9 protein-coding genes are annotated in these 12010 nt (G+C 58.0%); 2 read left to right on the top strand and 7 right to left on the bottom strand.

What is annotated here, in order from left to right; genetic code table 11:
* Positions 1–270: 270 nt before the first annotated feature.
* A complete protein-coding gene (gene argA, locus ACI7MX_RS03350; protein WP_122785251.1) occupies positions 271–1569 on the bottom strand; it encodes an amino-acid N-acetyltransferase in 1299 nt (432 codons plus the stop codon).
* A 136-nt stretch (positions 1570–1705) separates the two neighbouring features.
* Positions 1706–2857 (bottom strand): acetylornithine deacetylase, encoded by a 1152-nt coding sequence (argE, locus tag ACI7MX_RS03345; protein WP_122785252.1) that lies wholly within the window; start codon positions 2855–2857, stop codon positions 1706–1708.
* A 156-nt stretch (positions 2858–3013) separates the two neighbouring features.
* Between argE and ACI7MX_RS03340 the strand changes: the two genes are divergently transcribed.
* Entirely contained in the window at positions 3014–4402 is a 1389-nt protein-coding gene (locus ACI7MX_RS03340; RefSeq protein WP_405584863.1) for an inorganic triphosphatase, read from the top strand.
* A 46-nt stretch (positions 4403–4448) separates the two neighbouring features.
* On the opposite strand, the gene ACI7MX_RS03335 is transcribed toward ACI7MX_RS03340, so the two are convergent.
* From ACI7MX_RS03335 to ACI7MX_RS03320, 4 genes are all read right to left on the bottom strand, one after another.
* Entirely contained in the window at positions 4449–5018 is a 570-nt protein-coding gene (locus tag ACI7MX_RS03335; protein ID WP_405584860.1) for a lipocalin family protein, read from the bottom strand.
* Between the two features lie 21 nt (positions 5019–5039).
* Complete coding sequence (gene bamE, locus ACI7MX_RS03330; protein WP_153378123.1) at positions 5040–5294, bottom strand: outer membrane protein assembly factor BamE; 255 nt, start codon at positions 5292–5294, stop codon at positions 5040–5042.
* Between the two features lie 216 nt (positions 5295–5510).
* Positions 5511–6521: a class 1 fructose-bisphosphatase gene (locus ACI7MX_RS03325; RefSeq protein WP_405584857.1), complete on the bottom strand. Its 1011-nt coding sequence runs from the start codon at positions 6519–6521 to the stop codon at positions 5511–5513.
* A gap of 239 nt (positions 6522–6760) precedes the next feature.
* Complete coding sequence (locus ACI7MX_RS03320) at positions 6761–9208, bottom strand: glycogen/starch/alpha-glucan phosphorylase (RefSeq protein WP_314492274.1); 2448 nt, start codon at positions 9206–9208, stop codon at positions 6761–6763.
* Positions 9209–9479: 271 nt separating this feature from the next.
* Here ACI7MX_RS03320 and ACI7MX_RS03315 point away from each other — a divergent pair, with 271 nt between their 5' ends.
* Entirely contained in the window at positions 9480–9914 is a 435-nt protein-coding gene (locus ACI7MX_RS03315) for a YkgJ family cysteine cluster protein (RefSeq protein WP_122785258.1), read from the top strand.
* A gap of 206 nt (positions 9915–10120) precedes the next feature.
* Here ACI7MX_RS03315 and typA read toward each other — a convergent pair whose 3' ends face one another.
* A complete protein-coding gene (gene typA / locus ACI7MX_RS03310) occupies positions 10121–11941 on the bottom strand; it encodes a translational GTPase TypA (protein WP_405584853.1) in 1821 nt (606 codons plus the stop codon).
* Positions 11942–12010: the final 69 nt, after the last annotated feature.

The following is a 12010-nucleotide window of genomic DNA, read 5'->3' as shown; positions in this document are numbered from 1 at the left end:
TCGCGCCGAAGACCCTCACCCCAACCCTCTCCCAGAGGGAGAGGGAGCTAAAGTCATAAACAGATGTGCGCAACGCCACCGATCAGTCCCCTCTCACTCCGGGAAAGCGTTAGGGTGGTGCGAGAGTTTTGATAGCTCGCGCCGAAGACCCTCACCCCAACCCTCTCCCAGAGGGAGAGGGGGCTAAAGTCAAAAACAGATAGGCGCAACGCCACCGATCAGTCCCCTCTCCCTCTGGGAGAGGGCTAGGGTGAGGGTGCCGCAGGCGCTTCACAGTGCCTTTTCAAAGATCTTCGAATTACGCTGATAGTTGTACAGCGAAGCCCGCGCCGCAGGCAGGCGCTCTACGCTGCTCGGCTCAAAACCACGCTCGCGAAACCAATGGGCCGTGCGTGTCGTCAGTACAAACAGAGTCTTCAACCCCTGCGCCCGTGCCCGGTTTTCAATGCGCTCAAGCAATTCATCGCCCCGGCGACCATGACGGTACTCCGGGTTCACCGCCAGACACGCCAGCTCCCCAGCATCCGAATCGGCAATCTGATACAGCGCCGCACACGCGATGATCATGCCTTCACGCTCAACCACGCTGAATTGCTCGATTTCCCGCTCCAAGACTTCACGCGAGCGGCGCACCAGAATGCCCTGCTCTTCCAGCGGGCTGATGAGCTCGAGCAAACCACCCACGTCTTCAATCGCCGCTTCGCGCGTCACTTCAAACTGTTCTTGCGCCACCAGCGTGCCGCCGCCGTTACGAGTAAACAGTTCGGTCAGCAGCGCGCCGTCTTCGGCATAGCTGACGATATGGCTGCGCGGCACCCCACCCCGGCACGCTTCAGCCGCCGCATCCAGCAGTTCTGCCTGATAGTCGCTGCCCAGACGCTTCATATGGGCAGGGACTTGCTGCGGGCGAAGCTCTCGCACCAACCGCCCGTCTTCATCCAACAAGCCAGGCTCAGCACCGAACAACAACAGTTTGTCAGCGCCCAGATCAATCGCTGCACGCGTGGCAACGTCTTCGCAGGCCAGATTGAATATTTCACCCGTGGGCGAGTAACCCAACGGCGACAGCAAGACAATCGAGCGCTCGTCCAGCAAGCGGTTGATACCTTTACGGTCGACCCGGCGCACTTCGCCGGTGTGGTGGTAGTCCACGCCGTTGAGCACGCCGATTGGGCGCGCAGTCACCAGGTTGCCGCTGGCCACCCGCAAACGTGAACCCTGCATCGGTGAGGACGCCATGTCCATCGACAGCCGTGCTTCGATCGCAATGCGCAGCTGGCCCACCGCATCGATCACGCACTCAAGGGTCGGCGCGTCGGTGATCCGCAGCCCATCGTGGTAATGCGGCATCAGGCCACGGGCTTGCAGCCGGCTTTCGATTTGCGGACGCGAACCGTGCACCAACACCAGCCGCACGCCCAAGCTGTGCAGCAGCACCAGGTCGTGAACAATGTTGCCAAAGTTGGGGTGCGCCACGCCGTCGCCAGGGAGCATGACGACAAAGGTGCAATCGCGGTGGGCATTGATGTAAGGAGACGCGTGACGCAACCAATTAACGTAATCGTGCATAACCAGAGCCTGTAAAAATGAGAGCCGCCTAAAAAGGGCAAAAACAACACGCGCACAACGGGCTGATGGTTATCGTCGAAACAAAGTTGGCAACACGCGTGCTCTCCTTGTGTGTACGGGGCGGGGCTCGGGCAATTTACCGGGCCGGGGTCAGGCAATAATGTTCAATCAATTGGGTCAGTAGACGCACGGTCGGCTGCAAACGTGACATTTCCAGGTGTTCACCCGGTTGATGCGCGCAGGTGATGTCACCCGGGCCGAGCACGATGGTTTCGCAGCCAAGCTGCTGAAGATAAGGCGCTTCAGTACCAAACGCTACTGCTTGCGCGACATGGCCGGTCAGGCGTTCGGCCACGCGAACCAACTCAGCGTCAGCCGCCTGTTCAAAAGGCGCTACGCCAGCGGCAATGGGGGCGAAATCAATGTTCACCTGATGCCGTTCGGCTAAGGGCTCCAGCTTGCTGCGAATGATCGCACGCAGCGCGTTCGGGTCCATCCCCGGCAAAGGTCTCAGGTCGAACTCCAGCGAGCACTGGCCGCAAATGCGGTTGGGGTTGTCGCCACCGTGAATGCAGCCAAAGTTCAAAGTCGGCTGGGGCACGCTGAATTGCGGGTTGCGGTACTCGCCCAGCCATTGCTGGCGCAGGGCTTTGAGTTCGCTCATCGCGTCGTGCATGGCATCCAGCGCGCTGTGGCCAAGGCTGGGGTCGGAAGAGTGACCGCTGCGCCCCAGTATGTCGATGCGCTCCATCATCACGCCTTTGTGCATACGGATTGGCTTGAGCCCCGTGGGTTCGCCAATCACCGCCGCCCGGCCCAGCGGACGACCGGCGTCGGCCAACGCCCGCGCACCGGCCATCGAGGTTTCTTCATCGCAGGTGGCCAGAATCAGCAGCGGTTGTTTGAACGGCTGATCAAGCAACGGGCGCACGGCCTCGATGATCAACGCGAAAAAGCCTTTCATGTCACAACTGCCCAGGCCGACCCAGCGGTTATCGACTTCGGTCAGCTTGAGCGGATCGGTCTGCCACAGCGCTTCGTCATACGGCACGGTGTCGCTGTGCCCGGCCAGCACCAAACCGCCGGGGCCGCTGCCAAAGCTTGCCAGCAGGTTGAATTTGCCGGGGCTGACCTGCTGGATGTCACAGCTGAAGCCCAAATCACCCAGCCACGTGGCCAGTAAGTCGATCACCGCGCGGTTGGACTGATCCAGATGAGGCTGGGTGCAACTGACCGACGGCGTGCCGATCAAGGCAGCGAACTGCTCTTTGAGGGAAGGTAAAGGCATGCGCTGACTTCCTGTTGGCTGGGCGAGGCCCATCATAGAGCCATCTGCGCCGCAGAATAAACCCATGCGGGGCATAGCCTCGGCGAGTCCTGTACACTGCACGGCCTTGGCAGCCACTCTTTCCCCGGCTGCACACCGCTTCTGGATTGTCCGGCCATGCACAAAGAAACCGAAATCAAACTGCGCGTAAGCCGCGAAACCCTCGCTGCCTTGCGCGAGCACCCTCTGCTGAAAAAGCGCAACAAAAGTGGCTGGGAAAGCCGTGAGTTGCTCAATCAGTACTTCGACACGCCTGAGCGCGACCTGGCCAAGGCCAAGGTGGCCCTGCGTCTGCGCCGCGATGGCGACGAGGTGATTCAAACCCTCAAAACCCGCGGCCAAAGCGTTGCCGGTCTGTCGCAGCGTAACGAATACGACTGGAAACTGGCGAAAGCCAAGCTCGACACCAAGTTGCTCGACGGCGAGTGCTGGCCTGAACAATTGGCCGAGCTGGACAAGAAAACGCTAAAGCCGATCTTCACCACCGATTTTGTCCGCGAGCGCGCTGAAATCTCGTGGGGCCGAGGCAAATCCAAGGTGGTGATCGAGGCGGCACTGGATCTGGGCCACGTAATTGCCGGTAAGCAGAAAGAAGAAATCTGCGAGCTGGAACTCGAACTGCGTGAAGGCGAGCCACAAGCCTTGCTGGAACTGGCAGCCGAACTGGCCGAGAAGCTGGCCCTGATGCCGTGTGATATCAGCAAGGCCGAGCGTGGCTATCGCCTGTTCGACGCCAACAGCTATTCGGTAAACCTGCCTGCGCCCGAGCTGACCCCTGAAACACCGCTGGACGACGCGTTTGCCGCACTGGCCTGGCACTTGCTGGGCAACAGCCAGCGGCTGGCCGAGCAATACCGTTTCAACGGTCACTGGCGCTTGCTGCAAGACTGGGTACAGCAATTGATCGACCTTCGCGCACTGGTCAGCAGCCTTGGCCAAGCGGCTCCACGTCAATCCACCAGCGCGCTGCGGGCTTCACTGGACGCGTTGCTGGAAGACTGGCGCCCGCTGGTGCAGATAGGTCAGGACGACGAAGACGTGCGTAAAGCCGCGCCTGAGCAGTTCCTGGAAGAGTTGGAAGACCCACGCTGGGGCCAGTTCTCCCTGAACACGTCGCGCTGGTTGATGGAGCGCAGCTGGACTGTTGATCGCGGTACCACCCGTGGCAATCGTCAGGGCGCCGCTCAATTGGCCAGCTGGCTGCCACGTTTGCTGTCGGACGAAGCCATCGCTCTGCGTTTGAATCGCTACCAGCAGCAACCTGAAGACCTGGCCGAGCAACTGCCGCGCATCGAGCGCATTCAGGCATGGTTGCGTCTGGCGCGTAACGTGCTGGAAATTCCGGAGCTGGACCGCTTGTACGGTGAGATGAACAAGTTGCAGGAGTTGGCCAATATGCCCATTTCTGAAGATGCAGAGCACAACGACGAATTGCTCAACGCTCGCAAACAACAAGCCATCGCCGTGTACCAGAACCGCGCTTGGAAGACCCTGCTGCGCGGTTAAGGGTTAAGCCTGTGCCCCCCAGCGCTCGCTGAGGGGCACATCGGCCTTACTTCATACCTTTTGGCATGTCCGCATCGGGCGTGCGCCAGATCAAGCGTGTGGTGTCATAGCCCTGCTGCTGAGCCTTGCTGAGCAGCTCATCACGGGTTTGCTGGTCAATTTGCGGCTTGCGTGACAATAACCACAGGTATTTGCGGTCTGGGTTACCCACCAGCGCCGTGCTGTAGTTGTCGCCCAAATACAGCACCCAGTAATCGCCCTTGGTTACGCCCGGCAACAAGGTTGACACCCAGTTATCGAACTCGACCCACAACTTGTCGGTTTTACCCGGCACTTGCGGGGTAGCCGTGCCTTTGGCTTCCTGCCACTCACCCTCTTCGGTCAAGCAACGGTTCAGCACCGCTACATTGCCATCGGGTTTCAAGCTGTAATGGGCTTCAGACTGGGCGCAATTACGCTGGAAGAACATCGGCAATCGGGCCTGTTCATACCACGTGCCTTGATAGCGTTTGAGGTCGACGTTATCGACCGTTCTAGGGGCCATCGTGTCATTACTGGACGTGGAACACCCTGCCAAGACCAACGCAGCCCCAAGGCCGGCTAATAAACGTTTCATCGCTAAAGCTCCTGATCAGTCTTACTTCAAACCCTGGCCCGAGAAAATCAGCACTTTGTCGCCTGCGTATTGCACGCTGATAAAGGCTTTCTGGTCGCCCCACGTGCAGCTCGACATGCCCAGCGCGCCTGAACATTCAGTGGGCGAACCCAGTAATTGCTCGACTTGCGCTTTAGTCATACCAGCGGAAAGTTTGGAGTAGTTCTCTTGATTGACCTTGCTGCAGGCCGCTAGCAACACACAGAAGGACAACAATGCCAAAGAACGCAACTTCATGGAAAAACTCCTGAAAAAGAAAGTCGGCATTGCTGCCTGCTGCAAGCTTAGAAGAGATAAACGCGAAGGGGTTCCCACAGGGGGAAAGGATTTGTTTGGCCGGGGGATGCAAGACGTGTAGCCGCTGCCGCAGGCTGCGATGGGCTGCGCAGCGGCCCTGTTTTTGAAGGGCCTACGGCCCTTGGCGCAGCCTGCGGCAGCGGCTACAGGTAATACTTACGCCTTATGGTAGGCGGTGATGCGCGCGACTTCTTCTTTCGAGCCCAGGTACACCGCTACACGCTGGTGCAGACCTTCAGGCTGGATGTCGAGAATGCGCTGGTGGCCGTCTGTGGACGCGCCGCCTGCTTGCTCAACCAGGAAGGACATCGGGTTGGCTTCGTACATCAGGCGCAGTTTGCCCGGCTTGGAGGGCTCGCGGCTGTCACGTGGGTACATGAACAAGCCACCGCGGGTCAGGATACGGTGCACATCGGCCACCATGGCAGCGACCCAGCGCATATTGAAGTTCTTCTTCAAGGCGCCTTCTTCGCCTGCCAGCAACTCGTCAACATAGCGCTGTACCGGGGCTTCCCAGTGACGCTGGTTGGACATGTTGATGGCGAATTCCTGGGTGCTTTCAGGAATGGTGATGTCTTCGTGGGTCAGTACGAAGCTGCCCATTTCACGGTCCAGGGTGAAGCCTTTGACGCCGTCGCCCAACGTCAGTACCAGCATGGTCTGCGGGCCATAGATGGCATAACCGGCAGCAACCTGCTCCGTGCCTGGCTGCAAGAAGGCTTTTTCGTTCAGCGGTTCGTTCTGGCTCAGGTATTCATTCGGGCAACGCAATACCGAGAAAATGGTGCCAACCGGTGCGTTGATGTCGATGTTGGACGAACCGTCCAGTGGATCGAAAACCAGCAGGTAGGCGCCTTTCGGGTATTTGCCAGGAATCTGGTAGGCATTGTCCATTTCTTCGGACGCCATGCCGGCCAAGTGACCGCCCCATTCGTTGGCTTCGAGCAGGATTTCGTTGGAAATCACGTCGAGTTTCTTCTGCACTTCACCTTGCACGTTTTCAGTGCCCATGCTGCCCAAAACACCGCCCAGGGCGCCTTTGGACACAGCGTGGCTGATCTCTTTGCAAGCACGCGCCACCACTTCGATGAGGAAACGCAAATCAGCAGGGGTGTTGTTGCTGCGGGTCTGCTCGATCAGATAGCGACTCAGGGTAACGCGGGACATGTAAGGCTCCGAACTAGGGGGAGGGGGCGAAAACCCGCGCAGTTTAACGCGAGTTGCCAAGCAAATCTTCTAATCAGACTCAGAACAGGCCGAACGGGTTCAGTTGAGGGGTGAAATCCCTCACTATTCCTGTAGCCGCTGCCGCAGGCTGCGATAAGGACTGAAGGTATTCGCATTTAAAAGTGCGAGCCCTTGGGTCTCGATCGCAGCCTGCGGCAGCGGCTACAAGGGGTATAGAGTTACAGCGCTTTCCAGATTTCAGTCGCGTATTCACGAATGGTGCGGTCCGATGAAAACCAGCCCATGCGCGCGGTGTTCAGTACTGCCGCCCGCCACCAGGCATCCTTGTCGTGCCACAAGTGCTCAACGCGCATTTGCGCAGACCAATACGAATCGAAGTCAGCGCAGACCAAGAAACGGTCATAGTTGATCAACGAATCAATCATGGCGGTGTAACGCGCCGGATCGTCGTGGGAAAACACCCCGCTGCGAATCGCTTGCAACACATCGTTGAGTCGGTGCGAGGCAGCCACTTCGGGGCCGGCATGAAACTCGCCACTGCGCTGTCGTGCCTCGACCTGCTGCGAGCTAAGGCCGAAAATGAACATGTTTTCTGCCCCTACCCTTTCGCACATCTCCACGTTGGCACCGTCCATCGTGCCAATGGTCAACGCACCATTAAGCCCGAACTTCATGTTGCTGGTGCCTGAGGCTTCGAAGCCTGCGGTGGAAATCTGCTCCGATAAATCAGCCGCCGGAATGATGTTCTCAGCCAGGCTGACGTTGTAGTTGGGGATAAACACGACTTTAAGCAAACCTCGCACCGTCGGGTCGTTATTGACGGTGCGGGCGATGTCGTTGGCCAATTTGATGATGAGTTTGGCCTGGTCGTAGCTGGCCGCCGCCTTGCCCGCAAAAATTTTCACCCGGGGCACCCAGTGATTGCCCGGCTCGGCGCGGATCGCCTGATACAGCGCCACGGTGTGCAGCAAGTTGAGCAACTGGCGCTTGTACTCGTGAATGCGTTTGACCTGCACATCGAACATCGCTTCGGGATTGACCACCACGCCCAGCCGCTCATAGATTAGCGCCGCCAAGGTGCATTTGTTTTGCAGGCGCTGTTCCGCAAATTTTTTACGGAAGTCGGCGCGCTCGGCGAAGGGTTCGAGCTTGATTAATTTGTGCTCGGTCTCGTCCACCACATCCGCCCCTAACGCATCGACCAGCATGGCGGTCAGCGGTGGATTTGACTGAAACAGCCAGCGGCGGAAGGTGACACCGTTGGTCTTGTTGTTGATGCGGTCCGGGTAAAGTTTGTGCAGCTCGGAAAAGACCGTGCTGCGCATCAGCTGGGTGTGCAGCCCGGACACCCCGTTGACACTGTGACAGCCCAAAAAGGCGAGATTACCCATGCGCACCCGGCGGCCGTGATCTTCTTCGATCAGCGACACGGCCCGCAGCACGTCAAAGTCATGGACGCCTTTTTCGCGCAACGAATCGATGTGATAGCCGTTGATCAGGTAAATGATCTGCATATGCCGCGGCAACAGACGCTCCATCAACGCGACCGGCCAGGTTTCCAGCGCCTCCGGCAGCAAGGTGTGGTTGGTATAGGACAGGGTATCGACCGTGATTTGCCACGCGACAGACCACTCCATGCCGTGCTCGTCGACCAGGATGCGCATCAACTCTGCCACGGCGATGGAGGGGTGGGTGTCGTTAAGCTGGATCGAGACGTGGTCGGCCAGGTTCAGCAGGTTCACGTGCGCGTGCAGGTGGCGGCGCAGCAAGTCCTGTAGCGAAGCCGACACAAAGAAGTACTCCTGACGCAGGCGCAATTCTTGGCCCGCCTCATTGCTGTCTGCGGGGTACAACACGCGGGAGATGCTCTCTGCGCGCACCACTTCAGCCACCGCGCCCAAATGGTCGCCAGCATTGAAACGCCCCAGGTTCAGATCGTGCAGCGCCCTCGCCCGCCACAGGCGCAAGGTGTTAACGCTGGCCCCACGCCAGCCTACAACCGGGGTGTCGTAGGCGATGGCGCGCACGGTTTCACCGGGCCACCATATTTGCCGCAACTGGCCTTGTTCATCTTCTTTGGACTCCACCGAGCCGCCAAAGCCGATGGAGTACAGCACTTCGGCGCGTTCGAATTCCCAGGGGTTACCAAAGTCGAGCCAGTTTTCGGTTTGCTCCTGTTGCCAGCCATCGACAATGCTTTGGCGAAACAAGCCGTGCTCATAACGAATGCCATACCCGTGAGCGGCGACGCCCAGGGTCGACATACTTTCCATAAAGCAGGCAGCCAGACGCCCGAGGCCGCCGTTGCCCAGCGCCGCATCCGGCTCTAGCAGGCGAATGCGCTCCAGATCAACCCCCAGCTCGCTCATGGCCTCACGCGCCACCTCCAGCAGGCCGAGGTTGCTCAGGCTGTCGTACAGCAAGCGACCGATCAAGAACTCCAGCGACAGGTAATACACGCGCTTCTGGTCTTTGCGATAAATCTGCCGGGTGTTGTCCATCCAGTGCTCGACCATATGGTCGCGCGCGGCCAGTGCGACGGCTTCAAACCAGTCGTGGTCAAACGCGTGCTCTGGATCTTTACCCACCGCGTAGGTCAATTTGGTGATCACAGCGTTACGAAATGCCGCGACCTGGTCTTCACTAACAAGCGGTTCCTGGGGCATCGATACAACCTCAATCGAGATGGAGCGATTTGAAGAACGGGTAGGACTCAGCCTAGACGGTTCGACAAGAACCAAGGGCTTTGATTCGGGCTTTTTTGACGGGTTTCATAAAAATCATCCGACGCGCGCGTTGATGCCCCAAAACCATGCACACACCCGGTGCACAGCGTTAAAACATGGCTGTGTGCAAAAAACCGGCAAATGGTTGCTCACTCTTTCGCCAACCCCGGTATGATCGCGCGCCCTGATGCACGCTGGAATATTAAGTCCGATGAAGTCCAACCTGATCGCCGCCGCGGAAATCGACCGTCTCGATACCTGGGCCAAATACTCTGCGCCCATGTGCGGTTCCTGCATTTCCAGCTGCTGCACGCTGCCGGTCGAGGTCAAGATCAAAGACCTGATCCGCATTGGCCTGGTCGATGAATTCGAGCTCGGCGACCCGCCGAAGAACATCGCCAAGCGCTTGCAGAAAGACGGCATCGTTGAGCGATTCAATCAGAAGTCAGGGATTTTCACCCTGCAGCGCATGAGCAATAACGATTGCCTGTATCTGGATCGTAAATCGCGCATGTGCACCATTTATGAAAAGCGCCCGGATACGTGCCGCAATCACCCGCGCATTGGCCCGCGCCCCGGGTATTGCGCGTATATCCCCAAAGCCGTTGAGCGCAAGAACAGCAGCGTCAAGCTGATGGATTTTTAAGCGCAAAAGCGCCCTCACCCTAGCCCTCTCCCGGAGGGAGAGGGGAATGATCGGTGGTGTTGCCTAGCTCTGTTTTTGCTTTTAGTCCCCTCTCCCTCTGGGAGAGGGCTAGGGTGAGGGGCCGTTGAATACACAAATCACGGCCACAAAAAAACGCCCCCGACCGCAAGGCCGGGGGCGTTTTTTATTGCCGCTAACTAATTAACTTAGTTTTTGGCTTTTTTAGCAGCGCGGGTACGCTCGCCTTCGTCCAGGATCTTCTTACGAAGACGGATGGACTTAGGCGTTACTTCGCACAGCTCGTCGTCCTGGATGAATTCCAGAGCCTGTTCCAGAGTGAAGCGAACAGGTGGAACCAGAGCGATGGTTTCGTCTTTACCCGAAGCACGCATGTTGTCGAGCTTCTTGCCCTTGGTAGGGTTAACGCCCATGTCGGTGTCACGGCTGTTCAGACCAACGATCTGACCGTTGTAGATCTCTTGACCGTGCTCAACGAACAGCTTGCCACGCGCCTGCAGAGTTTCCAGGGAGTAGGTCAGCGCCTTGCCAGTCTCAACCGATACCAGAACACCGTTCTGACGGCCGGACATGTGGCCCGACTTCATGGTGTCGTAGCGATCGAAGATCGAGGTCAGGATGCCAGCACCGTTGGTCAGGGTCAGGAACTGGTTACGGAAACCGATCAGACCACGAGCAGGGATGTTGTATTCCAGACGAACACGGCCTTTGCCATCCGGCACCATGTTGGTCAGGTCGCCTTTACGCAGGCCCATCTCTTCCATCACCTTGCCCTGAGTTTCTTCAGGGGTGTCGATGGTTACGTTTTCAAACGGTTCCTGCTTAACACCGTCTACAACGCGGATGATCACTTCTGGACGACCAACGCCCATTTCGAAGCCTTCGCGACGCATGGTTTCGATCAATACGGACAAGTGCAGCTCGCCACGACCGGAAACCTTGAACTTGTCAGCGGTGTCGCCTTCTTCAACGCGCAGTGCAACGTTGTACAGCAGCTCTTTGTCCAGACGTTCCTTGATGTTACGGGAAGTCACGAACTTGCCTTCTTTACCGCAGAAAGGCGAGTCGTTTACCTGGAAGGTCATGGAAACGGTTGGCTCGTCAACGGTCAACGGCTTCATCGCTTCAACGTTCATCGGATCACACAGGGTGTCGGAGATGAACAGCGAATCCATACCGCTGATGCAAACGATGTCGCCTGCCGAAGCTTCTTCAACGTCTACACGGTGCAGACCGTGGTGACCCATCAGCTTCAGGATACGACCGTTGCGGCGCTTGCCGTCAGCGTCGATGGCAACTACCGGGGTGTTCGGCTTGACGCGACCACGAGCGATACGGCCAACACCGATAATGCCCAGGAAGCTGTTGTAGTCCAGTGCCGAGATTTGCATCTGGAACGGGCCGTCACGGTCAACTTTTGGCGCCGGTACGTTGTCGACGATCGACTGGTACAGCGGGGTCATGTCTTCAGCCATGTCGGTGTGCTCAAGACCAGCAATACCGTTCAGGGCAGAGGCGTAAACCACTTTGAAGTCCAGCTGTTCTTCGGTAGCACCCAGGTTGTCGAACAGGTCGAAGATTTGATCCAGAACCCAGTCCGGACGCGCGCCTGGACGGTCAACCTTGTTGATTACCACGATTGGACGCAGGCCAGCTTCGAACGCCTTCTTGGTCACGAAACGGGTTTGCGGCATAGGGCCGTCTTGAGCGTCAACCAGCAGCAGAACGGAGTCAACCATCGACATTACACGTTCAACTTCACCGCCGAAGTCGGCGTGGCCCGGGGTGTCCACGATGTTGATGTGGTAGCCGTTCCAGTTGATAGCGGTGTTCTTGGCAAGAATGGTAATGCCGCGCTCTTTTTCCTGGTCGTTGGAGTCCATCACGCGCTCGTCGTTGAGCTCGTTGCGCTCCAGAGTGCCGGATTGACGCAAGAGTTTGTCTACCAGGGTGGTTTTACCGTGGTCAACGTGAGCAATGATGGCGATGTTACGTAGATTTTCGATCACTTGTGTATCTCGATCAGAGGATTCGGTGTGCTGACAGGTCGTGGCAGCGATTAACAGTAGAGTCCGGCA

The sequence above is a fragment of the Pseudomonas sp. 2024-210 genome (assembly GCF_045062345.1).
Lineage (GTDB): Bacteria > Pseudomonadota > Gammaproteobacteria > Pseudomonadales > Pseudomonadaceae > Aquipseudomonas.
Note: the sequence above shows the minus strand (reverse complement) of the source record. Positions and strands in the feature narration are given on the sequence as shown.

Bases quoted from the DNA above. Each gene is read 5' to 3' on its own strand.
- argA (WP_122785251.1), bottom strand. From the start codon at position 1,569: ATGCACGATTACGTTAATTGGTTGCGTCACGCGTCTCCTTACATCAAT.
- argE (WP_122785252.1), bottom strand. From the start codon at position 2,857: ATGCCTTTACCTTCCCTCAAAGAGCAGTTCGCTGCCTTGATCGGCACG.
- ACI7MX_RS03340 (WP_405584863.1), top strand. From the start codon at position 3,014: ATGCACAAAGAAACCGAAATCAAACTGCGCGTAAGCCGCGAAACCCTC.
- ACI7MX_RS03335 (WP_405584860.1), bottom strand. From the start codon at position 5,018: ATGAAACGTTTATTAGCCGGCCTTGGGGCTGCGTTGGTCTTGGCAGGG.
- bamE (WP_153378123.1), bottom strand. From the start codon at position 5,294: ATGAAGTTGCGTTCTTTGGCATTGTTGTCCTTCTGTGTGTTGCTAGCG.
- ACI7MX_RS03325 (WP_405584857.1), bottom strand. From the start codon at position 6,521: ATGTCCCGCGTTACCCTGAGTCGCTATCTGATCGAGCAGACCCGCAGC.
- ACI7MX_RS03320 (WP_314492274.1), bottom strand. From the start codon at position 9,208: ATGCCCCAGGAACCGCTTGTTAGTGAAGACCAGGTCGCGGCATTTCGT.
- ACI7MX_RS03315 (WP_122785258.1), top strand. From the start codon at position 9,480: ATGAAGTCCAACCTGATCGCCGCCGCGGAAATCGACCGTCTCGATACC.